Below are 23,692 nucleotides of genomic sequence, written 5' to 3'. Positions count from 1 at the left end.
AAGCGTCCCGATGCGCCGCAAGTCCAGCCTGGTGCTGCTCGCCTTCGCCGTCTTCTTCGCGACCCTGTCGCCCCTGATGCGCTGGTACGCCTTCCCGCGGCTGGCCAAGGTCCCGGCCAACGAGTACCAGTCCGTGGTCCTGGAGGCGAAGAACGCCACCCTCCTCGTCGACTACCTCTCGCTCAAGCCGCAGATCGTCCCCAAGCTCAGCATCGTCCAGACGCTCAAGGGCAACGTCGAGGAGTCCAAGAAGGTCAAGGCGGACACCGGCCGCGACGTCGTGGTCTGGGACGCGCTGTCCTTCGTGGCCGGCCCGGACGGCAAGATGGTCTCGGAGATCCCCGAGCGCTACATCTTCGACGCCCACACCCAGGACCCGGTCCGCACCGCGAGCGAGAGCGTCGACGGCGACTCCGTGCACCGGGAGGGCGTGGAGTTCAAGTTCCCGTTCCTCACCGAGAAGCGCGACTACTTCTACTTCGACGCGCAGTCCCGGACGTCCGCGCCCATCCACTACAAGGCGACGCAGAACTTCCGCGGCCTGACCGTCTACTACTTCGAGCAGACGGTGCCCTGGACGAAGGTCCCGCTGCCGAAGAAGATGCCCGGCGGCGTCACCGAGGCCTCCCTCGGCGGCTCGGTGGAGCGCTGGTACACCACCGTGCGGAAGTTCTGGGTCGACCCCACCACCGGCGCCCCGGTCAACGGCGAGGAGGTCCACCGCGAGGAGCTGCGGTTCCCGCAGGCGCCCGACACGAAGCCGGTGACCGTTTTCGCCGGTGATGTGAAGATGCGCGAGGACTACATCGACTCGACCGTCAAACTGGTGAAGTCCCAGCGCCAGCTCATCCTGCTGCTGACCAGCTACCTCCCCTGGGGCTTCCTGATCCTGGGCGTGGCCCTGCTCGCGCTGGCCCTGTACCTGGAGGCGCGCGGTCGCCGCCCGGCCGATCCGGCCCCGCACGACGCGCTGCGCGAACCGGATCCCGACCCGCACCCGGCCGTCGCCTGAACCTGACGCCGTCGCGCTCCCCTGGAGGTGTCAGCGCCGCTGGTTCGTCCGGCGGGTGGGCGCGGCGGCCGCCGGATCCTCCGGCCACGGGTGCTTGGGGTACCGGCCGCGCAGCTCGGCGCGGACCGAGCGGTAGCCGCCCCGCCAGAACGAGGCGAGGTCAGCGGTGACGGCCGCGGGCCGGCCCGCGGGGGAGAGCAGATGGACGAGGACCGGCACCCGACCGCCCGCGATGCGCGGTGTTTCCTGCCAGCCGAACAGCTCCTGCAGCTTGGCCGCGAGCACCGGCTGGTCGCCCTCGTACTCCACCCGGATCCGTGAACCGCTGGGCACCTCGATCCGCTCCGGGGCGAGTTCGCCGAACCGGGCGGCGTCACCGGTGGACCAGGGCAGCAGCCGGTTGAGCGGGCCGCCGGCGTCGGTACGTTCCAGATCCGCGCGCCGACGGGCCGCGGACAGCTCGGGGCCGAGCCAGTCGTCCATCCTGTCCAGCAGCGCCGACTCCGAGACATCCGGCCACGGCTCGCCCAACTCCCGGTGCAGGAACGCCAGCCGCCGGCGGGCGTCCTGCGCGTCGCGCGACCAGCGCAGCAGCCCGGTGCCCTCCCGCCGCAGCCCCTCGGCGACGGCGGCCCGCAGCAGCGCCCGGTCGGGTGACCGCAGCGGTCGCGCCGTGAGCTCCACCGCGCCCAGCCGCTCCACGCTGCGCGCCACCACGTCGCCGTCCGACCAGCGCACCTCCTCGCCCGACGCCAGCAGCGGAGCCGCCGCGGTGCGGGCCGTGGCCTCGTCGATTACCGCGGCCAGCCGCACCCGCGCCGAGACCGCCGCCACCGGCCGGTCCGCGACGGCGACGGCCAGCCAGCCGGGCGTCCCGAGCCGGGAGCCGTTGCCCAGCTCCGCCGCGGTTCCGGACGCCATCAGATACGTACCGGCGCCGCGCGCCCGCGCCACCCGCTCGGGAAAGGCGAGCGCGGCCACCAGCCCGGCGGCCGCGTCGTCACCATCGGGGGCGGCGGCACCGGAACCGCGCGGCCCGTCCGTCCCGCCGCTCGTCCCGGCCTGGCGCAGCGACGACTCCAGCCGGCCGGCCTCCGCCCGCCAGCGCGCCGCGTAGCCGTCGCCGCCGCGACGGGCCTGCCGCCAGGCGGCGGCCAGGTCGTCGCCGTAGTCGCGCGGCGGCTCCTCGCTGAGCAGCGCCACGACCTCGGCCGCGCGGCGCGCCCCCACCGCGCGCGACCCGTCGAGGAGCGCCCGTGCGAGCCGCGGGTGCACGCCCAGCCTGCTGAGCCGCTTGCCCCGGTCGGTGGCGCGGCCCTCGGCGGACACCGCGCCGACCGCGAGAAGCACGTCGCGGGCCGCACCCATCGCGCCCGCCGGAGGGGCGTCGAGCAGTGCGAGGCCGGTGGCGTCCGGGTCGCCCCAGCAGGCCGCCTGCAGGGCGAAGGCGGTGAGGTCGGCGACGGAGATCTCGGGTGCGGGCCAGCGCGGGTGCCCGGCGTTGTCCGCCTCCGACCAGCAGCGGTACACGGTGCCCGGCCCCTCGCGCCCGGCGCGCCCGGCGCGCTGGCGGGCCGCCGCGTGCGAGACCCGCACCGTCGTCAAAGCGTCGAGACCGCGCGCGTGGTCCACCCGCGGCTCGCGCGCCAGCCCGCCGTCCACCACGATCCGCACCCCGGGGACGGTCAGGCTCGACTCGGCCACCGACGTGGCCAGCAGCACCCGGCGGCGGGTGCCCGGCGCGAGCGCCGCGTCCTGCACGGCGGCCGGCGCCCGCCCGTGCAGCTGCAGCACCTCGACGTCGGACCCGTCGCCCGCCCCGTTCAGCATTCCGGCGACCCGCGCGATCTCCCCGACGCCCGGCAGGAAGCACAGCACGTCCCCGTCCTTCTCCCGCAGGGCCCGCCGTACCACCGCCGCCACATGCTCCAGCAGCGCCGGATCGACCCGCATCCCGTGCGGCGGGCGCACCGGTCGGGCCGGCGGTGCCCACTCCACCGCGACCGGATGCAGGATCCCCTGCGCCTCGACCACCGGCGCGGCGCCGTCCTCGCCTCCGACCAGCGCGGCCCAGGCCGCGGTGTCCGTGGTGGCGGAGGCCGCGACGACCCGCAGCTCCGGGCGCAGAGCGGCCCGTACGTCCAGCAGGAAGGCCATCGAGGTGTCCGCGTCCAGATGCCGCTCATGGCATTCGTCCAGGACGACGGTGTCGACGCCGGCCAGCTCCGGATCGCGCTGCAGGCGCTGCAGCAGCACTCCGGTGGTCACCACCTCGACGACCGTCTCCGCCGAGACCTTCCGCTCGCCGCGCACCGTGAAGCCGATCCGCGCGCCGACGCTCTCGCCGAGCAGCCACGCCATCCGGCGGGCGGCGGCCCGCGCCGCCATCCGGCGGGGCTCGGCCACCAGCACCCGGTGCGGCGGCCGCTCGTACGCCGGGAGCAGCCCGGCCAGCGCGAGCGGTACGAGGGTGGTCTTCCCCGTTCCGGGCGGCGCGGCGAGCACGGCGCACCCCCGCTCGTCGAGCGCCCGCAGCAGTGCGGGCACGACGGTCTGTACGGGCAGGTCGAGGGAACTGGCGCGGATCACCCGCCCAGTGTGCCTGTCACCTCTTTACGTCTTTACGCCTTTACACACACGAAGATCGCGGTCCCCGGCAGGACGGCGCCGCGCAGCGGCGACCAGCCGCCCCACTCCTGGGTGTTCCACTCCGGCCACTGCGGCTCGACGAGGTCGACCAGCTGGAAGCCGGCAGCGGCGATCTCCCGCACCCGGTCGCCGAGGGTTCGGTGGTGCTCGACGTACTCGGCGAGCCCGCGCTCGTCCTGCTCGACGTACGGGGTGCGGTCGAAGTAGGAGGAGACCGCGGTCAGCCCCTCGACGCCCGGCTCGTCGGGGAAGGCCCAGCGGATCGGGTGGGTGACGGAGAAGACCCAGCGCCCGCCCGGCCGCAGCACCCGGTGCACCTCGCGCTGCACGCGTTCGGGGTCGGCGACGAAGGGGAGTGCGCCGTACGCCGAGCACGCCAGGTCGAAGGAGCCGTCCGTGAACGGCAGCGTCCCGGCGTCGGCCTGGACGAGCGGGAAGCCGCCGTCCGCCGACTCCTCGTCGATCCGGCGCGCGTGCTGCAGCTGCCGGTGGGAGAGGTCGAGGGCGACCGGCCGCGCCCCGCGCGCCGCCAGCCAGCGCGAGCACTGCGCCGCGCCGGCGCCGATCTCCAGCACCGCCAGGCCGGCGAGCTCCGCGGCCGGGCCGAGCAGTCCGGCGTCGGCCTCGTCCAGCCCCTCCGGCCCCCAGACGAAGTTCCCGTCGCCGAGGAAGGCTCCGTGCTCGACCTGGTACTCGTCGGCGTTCCGGTCCCACCAGCCCCGGTTGGCCCGGCTGCTTTCCGTGACGCCCGCGGTACGCCGGGTGGCTTCTGGTTCGGGTCCTTGGCTCATCGCGGTTGTCGTCGTACTCTCTGGTTGGACCTGCTGATGGGGGCACTTGCACCGGGTATGGGTTGTTCTGCCCCAGGTGGGCCCTTCGCGCATTGACCGTGTCCGGCTGCCCCCGTATGCTACAAGTTGCGCTGCGGGCCTGCGCACCTCAGACGTAGCAGGTTGCGCTCGCACTGGTTGTTTCCCCTCGGTCCTCGAGGCGACTCTCCGAATCATTTGGAAGGTCTGTCTTGAGGCTGTCCGGCTTCGGCGGTGCGATCACGGGTCCTGGCGTAGCAGTACCTACAACTTCTGTCCGTACCGGAGCCCTTCCCCATATGACGAGCAGCACCGAGGCAACGCGCACCACCCCGCAGGTGGCGGTCAACGACATCGGTTCCGAGGAAGACTTCCTCGCAGCTATCGATGCGACGATCAAGTACTTCAACGACGGCGACATCGTCGAAGGCGTGATCGTAAAGGTCGACCGGGACGAGGTCCTGCTCGACATCGGTTACAAGACCGAGGGCGTCATCCCGTCCCGCGAGCTTTCGATCAAGCACGACGTCGACCCCAATGAGGTCGTCAAGGTCGGCGACGAGATCGAAGCCCTGGTTCTCCAGAAGGAGGACAAGGAAGGCCGCCTGATCCTCTCGAAGAAGCGCGCTCAGTACGAGCGTGCCTGGGGCACCATCGAGAAGATCAAGGAAGAAGACGGGATCGTCACCGGTACCGTCATCGAGGTCGTCAAGGGTGGTCTCATCCTCGACATCGGCCTCCGCGGCTTCCTGCCCGCCTCGCTCGTCGAGATGCGTCGCGTCCGCGACCTCCAGCCGTACGTGGGCAAGGAGCTCGAGGCCAAGATCATCGAGCTGGACAAGAACCGCAACAACGTGGTCCTGTCCCGCCGTGCCTGGCTCGAGCAGACCCAGAGCGAGGTCCGTCAGACCTTCCTCACGACCCTGCAGAAGGGCCAGGTCCGCTCCGGCGTCGTTTCCTCGATCGTCAACTTCGGTGCGTTCGTGGACCTCGGCGGCGTCGACGGTCTCGTGCACGTCTCCGAGCTGTCCTGGAAGCACATCGACCACCCGTCCGAGGTTGTCGAGGTCGGCCAGGAAGTCACCGTCGAGGTTCTCGACGTGGACATGGACCGCGAGCGTGTCTCCCTGTCGCTGAAGGCGACCCAGGAAGACCCGTGGCAGCAGTTCGCCCGGACGCACCAGATCGGCCAGGTCGTTCCCGGTAAGGTCACCAAGCTCGTTCCGTTCGGTGCGTTCGTGCGCGTCGACGAGGGCATCGAGGGCCTGGTCCACATCTCCGAGCTGGCCGAGCGCCACGTGGAGATCCCGGAGCAGGTCGTCCAGGTCAACGACGAGATCTTCGTCAAGGTCATCGACATCGACCTCGAGCGCCGCCGCATCAGCCTCTCGCTGAAGCAGGCCAACGAGTCCTTCGGTGCCGACCCGGCCTCGGTCGAGTTCGACCCGACCCTCTACGGTATGGCTGCCTCGTACGACGACGCGGGCAACTACATCTACCCCGAGGGCTTCGACCCCGAGACCAACGACTGGCTCGAGGGCTTCGAGAAGCAGCGCGAGGAGTGGGAAGGCCAGTACGCCACGGCCCAGACCCGCTTCGAGCAGCACCAGGCCCAGGTCATCAAGTCCCGCGAGGCCGACGAGAAGGCGGAGGCCGAGGGTGCTGCGGCTCCCGCCGGCGCCGCCAGCTCCGCCGGTGTCGGTGGCGGCGGTTCCTACTCCTCGGAGTCGGACGACAACTCCGGCGCCCTGGCGTCGGACGAGGCACTGGCCGCGCTCCGCGAGAAGCTGGCCGGCGGCCAGAGCTGACGCTCTGACCTGCAGGTAGCCGTACGGTCGGAAGGCCCGTTCCCCGAGAGGGGAGCGGGCCTTCCGCGTTGTCGGGGGGTGAAGCGGGCCCGGATGCGGGAATGCTCCCAGCTCCTCGCACGTTTCCGAGGAGGAAGAACGAGGAGGAACGATCACAGTGCTGGATCCGCAGGGACTGTACGAATTTGTGCCGGGCGGTGCCGAGGCCGTGGACGAGGCGGTCGGCGAGACCGGCCCTGTGCTGCTGTACCACCTGGAGGGGTACATCGACGCGGGGGACACCGGCGAGCAGATCTCGGAGCAGCTGCTGGACCGCCTCGACAACCAGCTGGTGGCCCGCTTCGACGCGGACCGGCTGGTCGACTACCGCGCGCGCCGGCCCCTGATGCTCTTCGAGCGTGACCACTGGTCGGGGTACGAGGCGCCCGAGATCGCCCTCTATCTGGTCCGTGACACCACGGAGACGCCCTTCCTGCTGCTGACCGGCTCCGAGCCGGACGTGGAGTGGGAGCGCTTCGCCGCGGCCGTGCTGCAGATCGTCGAACGGCTCGGCGTGCGGCTGGCCATCAACTTCCACGGCATTCCGATGGGTGTTCCGCACACCCGCCCGGTCGGTCTGACCCCGCACGGCAACCGGGTGGACCTGATGCCCGGCCACCGCAGCTGGTTCGACGAAGCGACGGTGCCCGGCAGCGCCGAATCCCTCATCGAGCTGCGGCTCGCGGAGGCCGGCCGTGACGTCCTGGGCGTCGCCGCCCACGTGCCGCACTACCTGTCGCGTTCCCCGTACCCGGACGCGGCCCTCGCCGTACTCGAAGCGATCACCGCGGCCACCGGCCTGGTGCTGCCCGAGGTGGCGCACGCGCTGCGCGCCGAGGCGCACACCGTCCGCGGCGAGATCGACCGCCAGGTCGCCGAGGGAGACGGCGAGCTGGTCTCGGTCGTCCGCGGGCTGGAGAGCCAGTACGACGCGGTGGCCGGTTCGATGACGCGGGAGAACCTCATCGCCGAGCCGGTCGACCTGCCGTCGGCCGACGACCTCGGCGCCGAGTTCGAACGGTTCCTCGCGGACCGGGAGGACGACGGAAGCTGACGGCGGAAGCCGCCAGGGGATCGCGGGTCGCGCTGACGAGCCGCCGGTTAGGCTGACGCCATGGTGAAGGTGGGCATGGTGAAGGTGGGCCTGACCGGCGGAATCGGCGCCGGTAAGAGCGAAGTGTCGCGGCTGCTCGCGTCGTACGGGGCCGTCGTCGTGGACGCCGACAAGATCGCCCGGGAGGTCGTGGAGCCCGGATCGCCGGGACTGGCCGCCGTGGTGGCCGAGTTCGGCACGGAGGTGCTGACTCCGGACGGCGCGCTCGACCGCCCCAAGCTGGGCTCGATCGTCTTCGCCGACCCCGCCAGGCTGCAGGCCCTGAACACGATCGTGCATCCGCTCGTGGGCCGCCGGTCGGCCGAGTTGGAGGCCGCCGCGGGCCAGGACGACATCGTGATCCATGACGTCCCGCTGCTCACCGAGAACGCGCTCGCCGATCTCTACGACCTGGTCGTGGTGGTGGACGCGTCCCCCGACACCCAACTCGACCGCCTGGTACGGCTGCGCGGCATGGCCGAGAGCGAGGCCCGGTCCCGGATGTCGGCCCAGGCCACCCGCGAGCAGCGGCTCGCTGTCGCCGACATCGTCATCGACAACGACGGCCCGCTGGACGCGCTCGAACCGCAGGTCAAACGGGTCTGGCAGGAGCTGCGCGACCGCGTCGCGCGGTAGGTGCCGGGGGGCCGGGCCCGCCCGGAATGTGATTGCGGGGGGCGGCGTTGGGTATGTCTGTGCCGACGATCAGTCGTCACCCGAGCCATGGAAGGGAGGCGGCCGTGCCCGAGCAGACCCCCGAGACCCACGTCATCGATTTCCGCGCCGCGGAGCAGTTGCTGGAAGCCCGCGACCCGCGCGGAGCGGTGAAGCTGTTGGACTCGGTCATCGCCGCCCACCCGGAGAACACCGCCGCGCGCCTGCTGCGGGCCCGCGCCTTCTTCGCCGCCGCCCAACTGCGCCCGGCCGAGCTGGAGTTCCAGATAGTGCTGGAACGGGAACCCGACAACGCCTTCGCGCACTTCGCGCTCGCCCGGACGCTGCAGCGTGCCAACCGTCCGGATGAAGCGCTGCGACACTTCCGGTTGGCCGCCGCTCTGGACCCGCGGCCGGACTATGTTGAGGCGGCTCGTTTCGACGCTTCCTGAACCGTTCCGGAGGGACCCCGCACATGGACAGCAGCAGGCGCTGGAGCCGGATCCGCAGAGCGGCCGCCGTGGCGGGATGTGTGGTGGCGCTGGGGCTGGTGCCGTCCGGCGCCCTGGCGACACCGAGCAGCGGGGTGACGGCGACGGTCCTGGCCAAGGGCACCTCCGCCGAGGGTCTGAAGGTCAGGACCCAGGGGCGGACGGACGTCGTGGTGCGCACGATCACCATCGCGCCCGGCGGTGAGACCGGCTGGCACTACCACCAGGGGCCGCTGATCGCCGTCGTCCAGTCGGGCACGCTGACCAGGACGCTGGCCGACTGCTCCGTGGTGCGCAGCACCGCCGGTGACTCGTTCGTCGAGCCGGACGGCGCCCGCAAGGTGCACAACGGGCGCAATCTCGGCACGGTGCCGGTCGTCCTGTACGTCACGTATCTGGTGCCGGAGGGTGACGCGCTCTCGGTCGACGCGCCCGACCCAGGCTGCCACTACTGACCGCCTGACCGAGCCCGACCCCGTCCCGCTCCTGTTCCGACCTGTTCCGGCCTGTCAGAACAGGGGCGTCAGAACAGGGGCGCCGGGAGCACGCCCTCCAGCGCCAGGAGGTACCGCTTGATCTCCAGGCCGCCGCCGAAGCCGCCTATGCCCCCGTTGCTCTCCACGACGCGGTGGCAAGGGACGACGAGCGGCAGCGGATTGGCGCCCATGGCGGTGCCGACGGCGCGGGCGGCGCCCGGCTCGCCGACGCGGTCGGCGAGGTCCTGGTAGCCGACGACCGTGCCGTACGGCACGCCGGTGGCGAGCTCGCGCTGGACGCGGCGGTTGAAGCCGGCGGTGAGCGACCAGTCCAGGTCGAGAGTGAACTCGCGCAGCTCCCCGGCGAAGTACGCGCGCAGCTGGTCGACGGCGGGGGCGAGCCGCCCCGACTCCCCGGAGTCCTCGACCGGGTCCGCGCCCAGCCGGCGCCCCAGCCGGTCCAGGAAGGTCTCCGTGACCTCCTCGTCGGCCCGGAAGACGACACTGACCAGTCCCTGGCCGGTCGCGGCGAGCAGCAGCGGGCCGATCGGGGTGTCCAGCCGCGTCCAGGCCACCGTGGCGGGCCGGTCCGCCACGTCAGGCCCCTCGGTGTTCGTCATGCCGCCAGCGTATGCCCGGCCACTGACAACGGGCCGTCAGCGGGGGCACGCACTGATCACTCGCGCGGGTGCCGCTCTTCGACAGCCTTGTCACAGCGGGTAGTTGACCGGCTCCGGTGGGGGAGGGGGCCGGCATGACGCGAAACGACTTTGCCCAGGCCCTGCGCATTCTCGCCCGTGACCAGCGGCGGGTGGCGACCGTCGGCCAGCTGGCCGCCATCGGGGTGTCGGAGGTGGCGCTGCGCAAGCGCTGCGGTCCGGGCGGTCCCTGGCAGCGGGTGCTGCCGCGGGTGGTGGTGCTGCGGCGGGGTGCGCTGACCGCGTGGCAGCGCTGCCGGGCGGCCCTGGCCTACGCCGGGTACCCGCAGGCCGAGGCGCAGCTGACGGGTGTCGCGGCGCTGACGCTGCACGGGATGCGCGAGGTCCCGGTACGCCCCGAGGTGCGGGTGGTGGACGTGCTGGTGCCGGCCGGGCGCGCGCTCAGGACGCACACCTGGGTCCGGGTCCACCACGCGCGCACCCTCCCCGGCGCCGTGGTGATCGACGAGCTGCCCGTCGCGTCCCTGGTGCGCGCAGCGGGGGACGGTGTCCGGGCGTCGTGCGACCCGGACTGGATGCGGGCCGTGCTCCGCGAGCTGGTGTGGGACCGCGGGATCGACCCGGCCGCGCTGGCGCGTGAGCTGCGCGCCGCGTCGCTGTCCCGCAAGCCCGGGATCGCCGAGGCGCTGCGGGAGCTTTCGCTCCCCGGGCGGGTACGCCGCCCGGACGCCGGGCAGTTGCGCTCGCTCGTCGCGCTCTCGGGGCTCCGGCCGCCGCTGTGGCGGCCCGAACTCCGCCTGGACGGTGTGTTCCTGGCGTCACCGGCCGCCTACTGGGCGCGCGAAGGGGTGGCGCTGGAGATCGGCCCGGCGGCCGGCCGCGGCCCGCTGGACGCGTGCGGCCTGCGGGTCGTCCGGGTGCCTTGGGAGGCGCTGACGATGGGTCCGGTGCAGGTCGTGGCCGCGCTGCGTTCGGCGCTGTCCTCGGGGCCGCACGGACCGCTGGGCCGTGTCACCGTGCACCCGGATCACGGGTCGGTAAAGGGAATCTGAAAGTCGGTCAGATGTTCCCCCGGTCGTCCTATCGTGTGCCAACTCGATGCGCCGGAAAGGCCCGCCGTGGACGGCATGTACGGAACGGTCAACGGATTCACGTACGGCTGGATCACCCCCGTGGTGGCCTACATCATGGCCTGCCTGGGCGCCGCTCTCGGGCTGCGCTGCACGGTCCGGGCGCTCGTGATGGAGCGCTCCCGCCGGGCCGGCTGGCTCGCCCTGGGCGCCATCTCGATCGGCTCGGGCATCTGGACGATGCACTTCATCGCCATGATGGGCTTCACCGTCGACCAGGTGGAGATCAACTACGACAAGTCGATCACCTTCGCGAGTCTCGCGGTGGCCGTCGCCGTGGTCGGCGCCGGCGTCTTCCTGGTCGGATTCTTCGGCCGCGGCTTACCTGTCCTGTTCGCCGCCGGCGCGATCACCGGCGTCGGGGTGGCCGCCATGCACTACCTCGGCATGGCCGGTATGAAGCTGGACGCGGAGCTCGCCTACAACACCACGACGGTCTACCTGTCGATCGGCATCGCGGTGGTGGCAGCCACCGCGGCGCTGTGGGCCGCGGTCTCGGTCAAGGGCTTCGCCGCGAGCCTGGGGGCGAGTCTCATCATGGGTGTCGCCGTCACCGGCATGCATTACACGGGGATGGCCGCGCTCCGGGTGCATCTGCACGACTCGGGGATCGCCGGCGGCCTGGGCGGCGCCTCGCCGGCCGCGATCCTGGCGCCCGTCCTGATCGGCCCGGTGGTGTTCCTGTTCCTGGCCGGGGTCGTCGTGGCACTGGATCCGCCCGGCGCCCCCCAGCCGTCCCGCTACGAACCGGCCCGCGAGCCCGCCCACGGCCGTCGTCCGCACTGATCCCGGCTGTTTGTCAGTGCTGGGCCGTACGGTGGTTCCATGCGGCCCGTATCAGACATCGAACGTACTGTGGCGCCCTTCGAGGTCGTCAGCCCCTTCCAGCCCAATGGTGACCAGCCGGCCGCCATCGAGGAGCTGGAGCGGCGCATCCGCGCAGGTGAGAAGGATGTCGTCCTCCTCGGCGCGACCGGCACCGGAAAGTCGGCGACCACGGCGTGGATGATCGAACGGCTCCAGCGCCCGACGCTCGTCATGGCACCCAACAAGACCCTGGCGGCGCAGCTCGCGAACGAGTTCCGCGAGCTGCTGCCGAACAACGCCGTCGAGTACTTCGTGTCGTACTACGACTACTACCAGCCCGAGGCGTACGTCCCCCAGACGGACACCTACATCGAGAAGGACTCCTCGATCAACGAGGAGGTCGAGCGGCTGCGCCACTCCACCACCAATTCCCTGCTGACCCGTCGCGATGTCGTCGTGGTCGCGTCGGTCTCCTGCATCTACGGCCTCGGCACCCCGCAGGAGTACGTCGACCGGATGGTGCGGCTCCGGGTCGGTGACACGATCGACCGCGACAAGCTGCTCCGCAAGTTCGTGGACATCCAGTACACCCGCAACGACCTGGCGTTCTCCCGGGGCACCTTCCGGGTGCGGGGCGACACCATCGAGATCTTCCCGGTCTATGAGGAGCTCGCCGTCCGCATCGAGATGTTCGGTGACGAGATCGAGGCGATGTCCACCCTCCACCCGCTCACCGGCGAGGTCATCAGCGACGACCGGGAGATGTACGTCTTCCCGGCCACCCACTACGTCGCGGGACCCGAGCGCATGGAGCGCGCCGTCGCGGGGATCGAGAAGGAGCTCGAGACGACCCTCGCGACGATGGAGAAGCAGGGCAAGCTGCTGGAGGCCCAGCGGCTGCGCATGCGGACCACGTACGACATCGAGATGATGCGGCAGATCGGCAGCTGCTCCGGGATCGAGAACTACTCGCGGCACATGGACGGCCGTGAGGCGGGCACCGCCCCGAACACGCTCATCGACTACTTCCCGGAGGACTTCCTCCTGGTCATCGACGAGTCGCATGTCACCGTGCCGCAGATCGGCGCCATGTACGAGGGTGACGCCTCCCGCAAGCGCACCCTGGTCGAACACGGCTTCCGGCTGCCGTCCGCGATGGACAACCGCCCGCTGAAGTGGGAGGAGTTCCTCGAGCGCATCGGCCAGACCGTCTACCTGTCGGCGACCCCCGGCAAGTACGAGCTGTCGCGCGGCGACGGCGCGGTCGAGCAGATCATCCGCCCGACCGGGCTGGTCGACCCGCAGGTCATCGTCAAGCCGACCGAGGGGCAGATCGACGACCTGGTGCACGAGATCCGGCTGCGCACCGAGCGGAACGAGAGGGTGCTGGTCACCACCCTCACCAAGAAGATGTCCGAGGACCTCACCGACTACATGCTGGAACTCGGCATCCAGGTGCGGTACTTGCACAGCGACATCGACACGCTGCGCCGGATGGAGCTGCTGAGCGAGCTGCGGGCCGGCGAGTACGACGTGCTGATCGGCATCAACCTGCTGCGCGAGGGCCTGGACCTTCCCGAGGTGTCGCTGGTGGCGATCCTGGACGCGGACAAGCAGGGCTTCCTGCGCTCGGGCACCTCCCTGATCCAGACCATCGGCCGTGCGGCGCGCAACGTCTCCGGCGAGGTCCACATGTACGCCGACACGATCACCCCGGCGATGGCGCAGGCCATCGACGAGACCAACCGGCGCCGTGCCAAGCAGGTCGCCTACAACACCGAGCGCGGCATCGACCCGCAGCCGCTCCGCAAGAAGATCGCGGGCATTCTCGACTCGTTCGCCCGCGAGGACGCGGACACCGAGGAGCTGTTGGGCTCCGGCCGGCAGCGCTCGCGGGGCAAGGCCCCGGTGCCCGGGCTGTCGTCCAAGGCGGGCGGCAAGCGGGTCTCCAAGAGCCTGCCGGCCGAGGAGCTGGCGGACCTGATCGCCGAGCTCACCGCGCAGATGCACGCCGCCGCGGCCGAGCTGAAGTTCGAGATCGCGGGCCGACTCCGCGACGAGCTGGGGGACTTGAAGAAGGAGCTGCGCCAGATGCGGGAGGCCGGTATCGCGTAGGGCGTGTCCGGCGGACAGACCCTCCCCTGGGGCGAACCGAGGTGCGCTGTCCCGGCGTCTTGTTAGGGTGCGGGGCAACCGCACACAGTCCGGTGACGGGTGAGAGGGGACAGCGCGTGACGGTCAACATGACCAAGGGCCAGCAGATCAGCCTTACCAAGTCCGACGGGGGGACGCTGACGGCCGTTCGGATGGGGCTCGGCTGGCAGGCCGCGCCCCGCCGCGGACTGTTCGGCAGCCGCACCCGGGAGATCGACCTCGACGCCTCGGCGGTGCTCTTCGCCGACAAGCAGCCGGTGGACGTGGTGTTCTTCCGGCATCTGGTCAGCGACGACGGCTCCGTCCGGCACACCGGCGACAACCTGGTCGGCGGCGCCGGCCAGGGTGGCGACGACGAGTCGATCCTGGTGGACCTGCAGCGCGTGCCGGTCCACATCGACCAGATCGTCTTCACGGTGAACTCGTTCACCGGGCAGACCTTCGCCGAGGTGCAGAACGCGTTCTGCCGCCTCGTCGACGAGACCAACGGCCAGGAGCTGGCCCGCTACACCCTGACCGGCGGCGGGCAGTACACCGCCCAGATCATGGCCAAGGTGCAGCGCGCGGGCAGCGGTTGGTCGATGACCGCCATCGGTACGCCGGCCGCCGGCCGGACGTTCCAGGACCTGATGCCGTCGATCCTGCCGGCGCTCTGACTCCACAGGCGCCACGGGAACCACGGCTTCACAGGCACCACGGCAACACAGCACGACAAGCAACACAGCACCACACGCACAACAGCACCACGCGCGTCACAAGCACGGCGCGTACAACACCAATGGGGGGTGGCGGCATGGCTGCCGAGCTGGTCCGGGGACAGAATCATCCGCTCCCGGCCGGGCCCGAGGGCGCCGGCCGTCTGGAGATCCGGGTGACGGCGGGCACGCCGGTGGTGGCCGTGGCCACCCTCGGCGACGAGCAGGGGCGGGTGAGCGGCACGGAGTGGATCGCCCACCCCGGATCGCCGCACCTCCCCGGCCTCGAGGTCTCCCAGCAGGCTGCCGCCTCCCACCGGCTCGCGGTGGACCTGGGCGCCCTCTCCGAGGACGTCCACCGGGTCCATGTGCTGCTGGCGCTCCCCACCGCGGTCGGTGTTCCGGCCTCCTTCGGCGTGGTGGCCGCTCCGCATGTCGCGGTCACCACGCTGGAAGGGGCCGAGGTCGCGGGATTCACCATCACCGGGCTCGGCCCGGAGACCGCGGTCGTCGCCATCGAGCTCTACCGCAGGCAGGGCGCGTGGAAGGTACGCGCGGTCGGCCAGGGGTACGCGGGCGGGCTCTCCGCGATGCTGCTGGACCAGGGCGTGCCGGAGGCCGCCGGGCTCGCCGCGGGCATCCATGACGCGGTGGCGAAGGGGTTGGCCCGCTCGGTCGCTCCGCCGCCGCGGCCGCAGTCCGGATCCTCGGCCTCCTCCGCCGGGACGCCGAGCGGCGGTCCGGTCAGCTACCAGCATCCCCGGCGGCACACCGCCCCGAAGGCCCCGCAGGCCTCGGACGTTCCGGCCGGCCGGCCGGCGGACACCGCGCCCCCGCAGAGCGCTCCGCAGCCCGTCGCCGGTGACGCCAGCGGCTGGACGATGGAGGAGCGGCTCTACAACCAGGTCTGGGGCATGTTCGAGGACCTGGCCCGCAGCACCGCCGCGTACCGCAGCGCGGTCGACTTCGCCGAGTCCCGGCTCGACCAGGAGCTGGACCGGCTGCTGGCCGACCCGCGCACCCGCGTCGGCCCGGCCGCCGACGCCGCCCGGGACCAGGCCCGCGCCAAGCAGGCCGATCTGATGGATCAGGCCCGCGCCGTCCTCGACCGCGACCTGGCGCAGCTGCGCGCCGAGTCCGAGGTCGTCGAGCCGGCGCTGCCGCCGGCCTACGCCGGCTGGGAGAGCCCGGTCTGGCACGGCTACTCGGTGCCGATGGAGGTGCCGATGGCCGCGAGGCTCGGCAATCTGCATCTGCCCGAAAATCCGGAGCTGCGGATCCCGCTGCTGGTCAGGCTGCCGCTGGAGCGCGGTCTGTGGATCGACAGCGCCCAGGACCGGCGCCTGGCCATGGATGTCGCGGTCACCATCGCGGCCCGGCTGCTCGCCTCGTACCCGGTCGGCGACTTCTCGGTACACGTCATCGACCCGGCCGGCACCGGTGCCACCGCGCTCGCCCCGCTCACGGAGTCGGGCACGCTGCGCGAGCCGCCCGCCGCCGGCGCGGCCGGAGTGGCGGCGCTGATCGGCAGGATGACCGAGCGGGTGGACCTGGTGCAGATGGCCATGCGGGCCGGCGCCCCCGACTCGCTGCCGGTGGACCTGGACACCGCCGAGCAGCTGCTGATCGTCAACGACTTCCCGTACGGCTTCGACGACCGCACCGTCAACCAGCTGCGGTACCTCGCCGACGAGGGCCCGTCGGTCGGCGTGCACCTGCTGATGGTGGCCGACCGGGACGACGCGAGGGCGTACGGCCCGGTCCTCGACCCGCTGTGGCGGGCCCTGATGCGGCTCACCCCGACCCCCGAGGACCACCTCGCGGATCCCTGGGTCGGCCATGCCTGGACGTACGAGCCGCTGCTTGTGCCTCCGGGTAGTCGGGTGCTGCCCCAGGTCCTCCTCCAGGTCGCGGCAGCTCGGCAGGCCTATGGCCGCTGACCTGCGATTTTGACCTTACCTTTGCCCTCCCTTGGGGATTCCGGTACCGTTCACTGTTCGTAGTGAACTACCGGAGGCGCAGTGGATGTTTCCTTGACCATGTGGGCACTGACCATCGCGGGTCTGTGTGCCTTGATCGCCGTCGACTTCCTCATCGGACGCAAGCCGCACGACGTCAGCATCAAGGAAGCGGGAATCTGGACGGTCGTCTGGATCGCTCTCGCCGCCCTCTTCGGGCTCGGCCTGGCGCTCTTCGCGGGCGGTCAGCCCGCCGGTGAGTTCTTCGCGGGGTTCATCACCGAGAAGTCGCTGAGCGTCGACAACCTCTTCGTCTTCGTCCTGATCATGTCGAAGTTCGCGGTGCCCTCGAAGTACCAGCAGCGGGTGCTGCTCGTCGGCGTCCTCATCGCCCTGGTGCTGCGGGCGGTCTTCATCGCCGGCGGCGCCGCGATCATCGCCAACTTCTCCTGGGTCTTCTACATCTTCGGCGCGTTCCTGATCTGGACCGCCTGGAAGCTGATCAAGGAGGCGCTTGCCGACCCGGAGGACGAGGAGTTCGAGGAGAACAAGCTCCTCAAGCTCGTCGAGAGGCGCGTGCCGTCCACCGACAAGTACCACGGCACCAAGCTGTTCATCGTCGAGAACGGCAAGCGCCTGATGACGCCGATGCTCGTCGTCATGCTGGCGATCGGGACCACCGACGTCCTGTTCGCGCTCGACTCCATCCCCGCGATCTTCGGCCTCACCCAGGACCCGTACATCGTCTTCACGGCCAACGCCTTCGCGCTGATGGGCCTGCGACAGCTGTACTTCCTGATCGGCGGACTGCTCAAGAAGCTGGTCCACCTCTCCTACGGGCTGTCGGTCATCCTCGGCTTCATCGGCGTGAAGCTGGTCCTGCACGCGATGCACGAGTCCGGGGTGAACGTCCCGGAGATCTCCATCCCGGTCTCGCTCGGCGTCATCGTGGTCGTCCTCGCGGTCACCACCGTCACCAGCCTGATCGCCTCCAAGAAGCAGGTGGCGGCCGAAGCGGCCGAAGCGGCCGAGAAGGACAGCATCGACGCGTAACGCGCGGCGGGCAGGGTCCGGCGGGGACACGCCGGGCCCTGCCCACATCCGTCCTGTACGGCAGGTCTAGGGTCTTTCCGGGCCCCGGTATTGGCCGCCGGGACCGGACGGATGCGAGGACGAAATGGCTGCTGCGTTCAGCACCACGGCGGCGGCTCTGCCGGAACTGACGGTGTCCACCTTCCTGGGCGCCTGGCAACTGGACGGCGTGGCGCTCGCCGGCGTGCTCCTGCTGGGCGGGCTCTACGCCGCGGGCGTGCTGCGCCGCGGCGGCGGCCGCTGGCCGGTCGCACGGACCGCGGCGTTCGTGGTGCTCGGCCTGGGCGCGATCGTGGTCGCCACCATGTCCGGCCTCGCGGTGTACGGGCGGGTGCTCTTCTGGCCCGCCGCCGTGCAGAACATCGTGCTCGACCTGATCGCCCCGCTGGGCCTGGCGCTCGGCGACCCGCTGGCCCTCGTCACACCGGACGGCCCACTGCACGGCGTACTCACCGGCCGGGTGGTGCGACTGCTGACCTATCCGCTGGTCAGCTCGGCGGCGGTACTCGGCTCCGAGTTGACGATCTACTTCACGCCCTACTTCGAGACGGCGCTGCGCCATGACGCCGTCCGCCAGCTGATGCATCTTCAGCTGTTGCTGACCGGCTGCCTGTTCGTGCTGCCGATGCTCACCCACCAGGAACTGCTGCCCCGCTGGTGCACCCACCCGGTGCGCGCCGCCCTGGTTTTCCTCGACGGGCTCTTCGACTCGCTCCCCGGTATCGTCGTCATGACGAGCGGGACGCTGGTGGCGGGCCACTGGTACGCGGCGCAGCCCCGCACCTGGGGCCCGAGCCCGAAGCAGGACCAGCTGATCGGCGGCGGGCTGATGCTCACCCTCGCCGAGCTCGTAGGCCTGCCGTTCCTGATCGCGGTCTTCGCCCAGTGGTGGCGGACGGACCGCGCGAAGACCGTGGCCCTGGACGCACGCCTGGACCGCGAACTCCTCCCCGCGACCACAGAGACGCCCCCGTCCGCCCGCCACTCGGCCCCCGCCGTACCGGAGATGACCCGCCCCTGGTGGGAGACCGATTCCGGCGAGGTGGGCCAGAGAATGCGCCGTCGCTCCTAGCTCCCGCCGGCGGGAGGCGCTGGGCGCCGCCATACCGCGCCTGCTCAGTCGACTGCGGCCGAAGCTCGCCTACCGGGTCGGCGGCGTGCTCCGGATCCGGGAGCGGGAGCAGGACCGCCTCGGTGTGACGGTGACCGTCACCGCGTACGTGTTCGGCGGGTCCCGTTCGACCACGTTGTGGGGGAGCGAATGGGACGAGGTCATCCACGAGGTCGGCTGTTGGGTGATCAGCTCACTGCTGCCGGTCACCCGCCGAATGGCTGGGCAGGAATCGCTCGAAGAGATATTTCCTGGACGCGCTCGGCAGAGTCTCCGCGCCGTCGGCGGACGGGCTGACCCAGCTGGGTGACCCGCGGCCCACACCCTGATAGGCCGCGGGCGGATCACCAGCCGCGCTCGCGCCATTCGGCGAGGTGCGGGCGCTCGGCGCCGAGGGATGTGTCGGCGCCGTGGCCCGGGTAGACCCAGGTCTCGTCGGGAAGCGTGTCGAAGAGCTTGGCGGTGACGTCGTCCAGCAGCCGGGTGAAGGCCTCCGGGTCGCTGTGGGTGTTGCCGACGCCGCCGGGGAAGAGGCAGTCGCCGGTCCACAGGTGCGGGTGGCCGTGCGGGTCGTCGTAGACGAGGGCGATGCTGCCGGGCGTGTGGCCGACCAGGTGGCGGGCGGTCAGCTCGATCCGGCCGACCCGGACGGTGTCGCCGTCCTCGACCAGGACCTCGGTGGGAACCGGGATGCCTTCGGCGTCATAGCGCCCGGCGCAGGTGCGCGCGCCGGTGGCGGCCTTGACCTCGCTGAGCGCGCCCCAGTGGTCGGCGTGCCGGTGGGTGGTGACGACGGAGGTGATTCCGTCGTCACCGATCAGACCCAGCAGCGTCCGCGGCTCGGCGGCCGCGTCGATCAGCAGTTGCTCGCCGGAGTCGCGGCAGCGCAGCAGATACGCGTTGTTGTTCATCGGGCCGACCGCGACCTTGGTGATGATGAGGTCGGTGAGCTCATGCACATCCGGCGCGCCGCCGACCTTCACTTCTCCGTTATAGGGCATGCCGCCCAGGTTAGTGCCGTCAGATGAGCGGCGGGAGGACCGGCAGGGGGTGGTCCGGGTCGGTGGCCAGGCCCTCGCCCTTGGCGCGGCCGCTGACCCAGGCCAGCAGGGCGTTGCCGGTGCCGCTGACGGTCAGTTCCGGCTCGGTGGCGGCGCCGAGGTCCCAGGAGGATCCGCTGCCGGTGTCGTGCAGCCGGACGGCGGCGACGCCCTCGTGGCCGGAGAGGCTGTCGAGCAGCGCGTCGAGCTGCCGCCGGGTGAAGTCCGCCGGAAGATCGTCGAAACCGCAACCGATCCCGAGATCCACATGGTGGAAGTTGATCTCGACGAGCCGCCGCCACGGGATCTCGGCCGCGGCGATCACCTTGCCGGACCGCATCCGGACCTGGGCGGCCCAGGCCTGCGGGGGAATCTCCGCCACGGCCAGCGCGAAGCGGTCCGCCGAGCTCCGCAGATCGTCGAGGTGCTCGGCGAGCGGGCGGCCCGCGCCGTCGGCGATGTCCTTGTCGCGGACCTCGGTGCTGATGTACTGCGGGGTCTCCTCGCCGGTGCGCGCCCAGGTGAGGAGGTTGACCAGCGAGTCGGCGTTGCGGGCGAGGTGCGCCAGGACGTGGCCGCGGGTCCAGCCGGGCAGCAGCGAGGGCTCGGCGACGGCGGTGGCGGGGAGCGCCGCGACCGCCTCGATCATCCGTTCGGTGGCTACCTGTACGGCAGCCGCATCGCGGGCGGGGTCGGGTCGTTGGACGGACACGGGGCCTCCTGATCGTCAGCCTGATCGACAGTGCACCGACGACGCTAGCGCGGTCACTCGGTCGGGTGAACATGGCAGGCTCCCCCCGTAAATCGAATGTGCGTGCTATAGGCTTGGTCTGTCACAACAGGAAGAAATGTTGACGGCACCCCGTTTAGGCTGACTGGGGGTGCCGACCCTCTCTTTTTCTATGAAAGGTGCGCACTGGCGTGGCCGATCGACTCACAGTCCGTGGCGCTCGCGAGCACAACCTCAAGAATGTCTCGCTCGACCTCCCCCGGGACGCGCTCATCGTGTTCACCGGGCTCTCCGGGTCGGGCAAGTCCTCCCTCGCGTTCGACACGATCTTCGCCGAGGGGCAGCGCCGGTACGTCGAGTCGCTCTCCTCCTACGCCCGGCAGTTCCTGGGCCAGATGGACAAGCCCGACGTCGACTTCATCGAGGGCCTCTCACCGGCCGTCTCGATCGACCAGAAGTCCACCTCGCGCAACCCGCGCTCCACCGTCGGCACCATCACCGAGGTCTACGACTACCTCCGGCTGCTCTTCGCCCGGATCGGCAAGCCGCACTGTCCCGAGTGCCGCCGGCCGATCTCCCGCCAGTCGCCGCAGGCCATCGTGGACCGGGTGCTGGAGCTGGAGGAGGGCAGCCGCTTCCAGGTGCTCTCCCCGCTGGTGCGCGAGCGCAAGGGCGAGTTCGTCGATCTCTTCGCCGACCTGCAGACCAAGGGGTACAGCCGGGCCCGGGTGGACGGCGTCACCGTCCAGCTGACCGAGCCGCCGGTGCTCAAGAAGCAGGAGAAGCACACCATCGAGGTGGTCATCGACCGCCTCACGGTCAAGGAGAGCGCCAAGCGGCGGCTGACGGACTCCGTCGAGACCGCCCTCGGGCTGGCCGGCGGCATGGTCATCCTGGACTTCATCGACCTGCCCGAGGACGACCCGCAGCGCGAGCGGATGTTCTCCGAGCACCTGTACTGCCCCTACGACGACCTCTCCTTCGAGGAGCTGGAGCCGCGCTCCTTCTCCTTCAACTCGCCCTTCGGCGCCTGCCCGCAGTGCAGCGGCATCGGCACCCGCATGGAGGTCGACCCGGAGCTGATCGTCCCGGACGAGGAGAAGTCGCTGGAGGACGGCGCGGTCGCGCCGTGGTCCGGCGGCATGTCCAAGGGGTACTTCCAGCGGCTCGTCGAGGCACTCGGCGAGGAGCTCGGCTTCCGTACGGACATCCCCTGGGCGGGACTGCCGGTGCGCGCCAAGAAGGCGCTGCTGCACGGCCACAAGACGCAGATCAAGGTGGCCTACAAGAACCGGTACGGCCGCGAGCGCGCCTACACGACCAACTTCGAAGGCGCGATCCCGTTCGTCAAGCGGCGGCACCAGGAGTCCGAGACGGACTCCAGCCGCGAGCGCTTCGAGGGCTTCATGCGCGAGGTGCCCTGCCCGACCTGCGAGGGCACCCGCCTCAAGCCGATCGTGCTCGCGGTCACCGTCCAGGGCCGCTCCATCGCCGATGTCTCGGCGATGTCGATCAGCGACTGCGCCGACTTCCTGTCCGCGATGAAGCTGGACGCCCGCGACAAGAAGATCGCCGAGCGGGTCCTGAAGGAGGTCAACGAGCGGCTGAAGTTCCTGGTCGACGTCGGCCTGGACTACCTCTCGCTCAACCGCGCCTCGGGCAGCCTCTCCGGCGGCGAGGCCCAGCGCATCCGGCTCGCCACCCAGATCGGCTCCGGCCTGGTCGGCGTGCTCTATGTGCTGGACGAGCCGTCGATCGGTCTGCACCAGCGGGACAACCACCGGCTCATCGAGACCCTGGTGCGGCTGCGGGACCTCGGCAACACCCTGATCGTGGTGGAGCACGACGAGGACACCATCAAGATCGCCGACTGGATCGTCGACATCGGCCCGGGCGCCGGTGAACACGGCGGCAAGGTCGTGCACTCGGGTTCGCTCAAGGAGCTGCTGGCCAACGAGGAATCGCTGACCGGCCAGTACCTGTCCGGCAAGCGCTCGATCCCGATGCCGGACATCCGCCGGCCGGTGGACCGCGACCGGCAGCTCACCGTGCACGGCGCCCGCGAGCACAACCTGCAGGACATCGACGTGTCCTTCCCGCTCGGGGTGCTCACCGCCATCACCGGCGTCTCGGGATCCGGCAAGTCGACGCTGGTCAACGACATCCTCTACACCCACCTGGCGCGCGAGCTGAACGGGGCGCGCAGCGTCCCGGGCCGGCACACCCGGGTGGAGGGCGACGACCTGGTGGACAAGGTCGTGCACGTGGACCAGTCGCCGATCGGCCGCACCCCGCGCTCCAACCCGGCCACGTACACCGGTGTCTTCGACCACGTCCGCAGGCTCTTCGCCGAGACGATGGAGGCGAAGGTGCGCGGCTATCTGCCGGGCCGCTTCTCCTTCAACGTCAAGGGCGGCCGCTGCGAGAACTGCTCGGGCGACGGCACGATCAAGATCGAGATGAACTTCCTGCCGGACGTCTACGTCCCGTGCGAGGTCTGCCACGGCGCCCGCTACAACCGCGAGACGCTGGAGGTGCACTTCAAGGGCAAGTCCATCTCCGAGGTGCTCGACATGCCGATCGAGGAGGCGCTGGACTTCTTCGAGGCCGTCCCGACGATCTCCCGCCATCTGCGCACCCTGAACGAGGTGGGGCTGGGGTACGTCCGGCTCGGGCAGTCGGCGCCGACCCTCTCCGGCGGCGAGGCACAGCGCGTCAAGCTCGCCAGTGAGCTGCAGAAGCGCTCCACCGGCCGGACGGTCTACGTCCTGGACGAGCCGACCACCGGTCTGCACTTCGAGGACATCAGCAAGCTCATCAAGGTGCTGTCGGGCCTGGTCGACAAGGGCAACACGGTGATCGTCATCGAGCACAACCTCGATGTCATCAAGACCGCCGACTGGGTCATCGACATGGGCCCCGAGGGCGGTAACGGCGGCGGTCTGGTGGTGGCCGAGGGCACCCCCGAGGACATCGCGGGGTCGACGGCGAGCCACACCGGCAAGTTCCTGCGCGACATCCTCGGCGACCGGGTGAGCGATGCCACGGTGCCGCCGAGGAAGAAGCCGGCGGCGAAGAAGGCCCCGGCCAAGAAGGCCGTCGCGAAGAAGGCCACGGCCGCGGAGACCGTCGCCGCACCCGCCAAGAAGGCGGCGGCGCGCAAGAAGGCCGCGAGCAAGGCCTGACACCGGTAGGCAGAGGTGCCTGACACCGACAGGCTCAGGTTGGGGACGTAGGGTACTGGTCTCAAGATCAGTCCCTACGTCCCTTTCCGCGTCCTGAGCC

At 70.8% G+C, this 23,692-nt stretch carries 19 protein-coding genes; 14 read left to right on the top strand and 5 right to left on the bottom strand.

Annotated features, from left to right (window positions below; translation table 11 throughout):
• Positions 1–10 precede the first annotated feature (10 nt).
• Positions 11–1,012: a cell envelope lipid trafficking protein PgfA gene (pgfA, locus tag AC07DC_RS26270; protein ID WP_478916950.1), complete on the top strand. Its 1,002-nt coding sequence runs from the start codon at positions 11–13 to the stop codon at positions 1,010–1,012.
• Positions 1,013–1,042: 30 nt separating this feature from the next.
• Here the strand turns inward: pgfA and hrpB are convergent, their stop codons facing one another.
• Together hrpB and AC07DC_RS26260 are read right to left on the bottom strand one after the other, a co-directional pair.
• Positions 1,043–3,601, bottom strand: coding sequence for an ATP-dependent helicase HrpB (gene hrpB / locus AC07DC_RS26265; protein WP_478916949.1), 2,559 nt, complete (start codon positions 3,599–3,601; stop codon positions 1,043–1,045).
• 32 nt (positions 3,602–3,633) lie between these two features.
• A complete protein-coding gene (locus AC07DC_RS26260; RefSeq protein ID WP_478916947.1) occupies positions 3,634–4,452 on the bottom strand; it encodes a class I SAM-dependent methyltransferase in 819 nt (272 codons plus the stop codon).
• Between the two features lie 317 nt (positions 4,453–4,769).
• On the opposite strand from AC07DC_RS26260, the gene rpsA reads away from it, so the two are divergent.
• From rpsA to AC07DC_RS26235, 5 genes are all read left to right on the top strand, one after another.
• Positions 4,770–6,278, top strand: a complete 1,509-nt coding sequence (rpsA, locus tag AC07DC_RS26255; RefSeq protein WP_478916946.1) for a 30S ribosomal protein S1 — start codon at positions 4,770–4,772, stop codon at positions 6,276–6,278.
• Between the two features lie 157 nt (positions 6,279–6,435).
• A complete protein-coding gene (locus AC07DC_RS26250) occupies positions 6,436–7,371 on the top strand; it encodes a PAC2 family protein (protein WP_478916945.1) in 936 nt (311 codons plus the stop codon).
• 75 nt (positions 7,372–7,446) lie between these two features.
• Positions 7,447–8,046, top strand: coding sequence for a dephospho-CoA kinase (gene coaE / locus AC07DC_RS26245; RefSeq protein WP_478917120.1), 600 nt, complete (start codon positions 7,447–7,449; stop codon positions 8,044–8,046).
• 104 nt (positions 8,047–8,150) lie between these two features.
• Entirely contained in the window at positions 8,151–8,516 is a 366-nt protein-coding gene (locus tag AC07DC_RS26240) for a tetratricopeptide repeat protein (protein ID WP_478916944.1), read from the top strand.
• Between the two features lie 23 nt (positions 8,517–8,539).
• Positions 8,540–9,010 (top strand): cupin domain-containing protein, encoded by a 471-nt coding sequence (locus AC07DC_RS26235; protein ID WP_478916943.1) that lies wholly within the window; start codon positions 8,540–8,542, stop codon positions 9,008–9,010.
• Positions 9,011–9,078: 68 nt separating this feature from the next.
• Here AC07DC_RS26235 and AC07DC_RS26230 read toward each other — a convergent pair whose 3' ends face one another.
• The gene (locus tag AC07DC_RS26230) at positions 9,079–9,651 is read right to left on the bottom strand and encodes a methylated-DNA--[protein]-cysteine S-methyltransferase (protein WP_478916942.1); all 573 of its coding nucleotides are present in this window, start codon (positions 9,649–9,651) and stop codon (positions 9,079–9,081) included.
• A gap of 134 nt (positions 9,652–9,785) precedes the next feature.
• On the opposite strand from AC07DC_RS26230, the gene AC07DC_RS26225 reads away from it, so the two are divergent.
• The 7 genes from AC07DC_RS26225 (at position 9,786) to AC07DC_RS26195 (ending at position 18,598) form a co-directional block, all read left to right on the top strand.
• Positions 9,786–10,742, top strand: a complete 957-nt coding sequence (locus AC07DC_RS26225) for a hypothetical protein (RefSeq protein WP_478916941.1) — start codon at positions 9,786–9,788, stop codon at positions 10,740–10,742.
• Positions 10,743–10,817: 75 nt separating this feature from the next.
• On the top strand, positions 10,818–11,606 hold the full coding sequence (locus AC07DC_RS26220) for an MHYT domain-containing protein (RefSeq protein WP_478917119.1): 789 nt from the start codon (positions 10,818–10,820) through the stop codon (positions 11,604–11,606).
• Positions 11,607–11,645: 39 nt separating this feature from the next.
• Entirely contained in the window at positions 11,646–13,742 is a 2,097-nt protein-coding gene (uvrB, locus tag AC07DC_RS26215) for an excinuclease ABC subunit UvrB (protein ID WP_478916940.1), read from the top strand.
• Positions 13,743–13,858: 116 nt separating this feature from the next.
• Positions 13,859–14,437: a TerD family protein gene (locus tag AC07DC_RS26210; protein ID WP_478916938.1), complete on the top strand. Its 579-nt coding sequence runs from the start codon at positions 13,859–13,861 to the stop codon at positions 14,435–14,437.
• A 137-nt stretch (positions 14,438–14,574) separates the two neighbouring features.
• The gene (locus tag AC07DC_RS26205; RefSeq protein ID WP_478916937.1) at positions 14,575–16,416 is read left to right on the top strand and encodes a TerD family protein; all 1,842 of its coding nucleotides are present in this window, start codon (positions 14,575–14,577) and stop codon (positions 16,414–16,416) included.
• Positions 16,417–16,497: 81 nt separating this feature from the next.
• Positions 16,498–17,487, top strand: coding sequence for a TerC family protein (locus tag AC07DC_RS26200; protein WP_478916936.1), 990 nt, complete (start codon positions 16,498–16,500; stop codon positions 17,485–17,487).
• A 124-nt stretch (positions 17,488–17,611) separates the two neighbouring features.
• The gene (locus AC07DC_RS26195; protein ID WP_478916935.1) at positions 17,612–18,598 is read left to right on the top strand and encodes a cytochrome c oxidase assembly protein; all 987 of its coding nucleotides are present in this window, start codon (positions 17,612–17,614) and stop codon (positions 18,596–18,598) included.
• Positions 18,599–18,981: 383 nt separating this feature from the next.
• On the opposite strand, the gene AC07DC_RS26190 is transcribed toward AC07DC_RS26195, so the two are convergent.
• Together AC07DC_RS26190 and AC07DC_RS26185 are read right to left on the bottom strand one after the other, a co-directional pair.
• Positions 18,982–19,638: an MBL fold metallo-hydrolase gene (locus AC07DC_RS26190; protein ID WP_478916934.1), complete on the bottom strand. Its 657-nt coding sequence runs from the start codon at positions 19,636–19,638 to the stop codon at positions 18,982–18,984.
• 19 nt (positions 19,639–19,657) lie between these two features.
• The gene (locus AC07DC_RS26185; RefSeq protein WP_478916933.1) at positions 19,658–20,389 is read right to left on the bottom strand and encodes a maleylpyruvate isomerase family mycothiol-dependent enzyme; all 732 of its coding nucleotides are present in this window, start codon (positions 20,387–20,389) and stop codon (positions 19,658–19,660) included.
• Between the two features lie 209 nt (positions 20,390–20,598).
• On the opposite strand from AC07DC_RS26185, the gene uvrA reads away from it, so the two are divergent.
• A complete protein-coding gene (uvrA, locus tag AC07DC_RS26180) occupies positions 20,599–23,592 on the top strand; it encodes an excinuclease ABC subunit UvrA (protein ID WP_478916932.1) in 2,994 nt (997 codons plus the stop codon).
• The last annotated feature ends 100 nt before the right edge of the window (positions 23,593–23,692 follow it).

It is taken from the genome of Streptomyces sp. NPDC045021 (assembly GCF_056432645.1).
The sequence above is the reverse complement of the archived record's forward strand: the minus strand, read 5'-3'. Positions and strand labels throughout refer to the sequence as shown.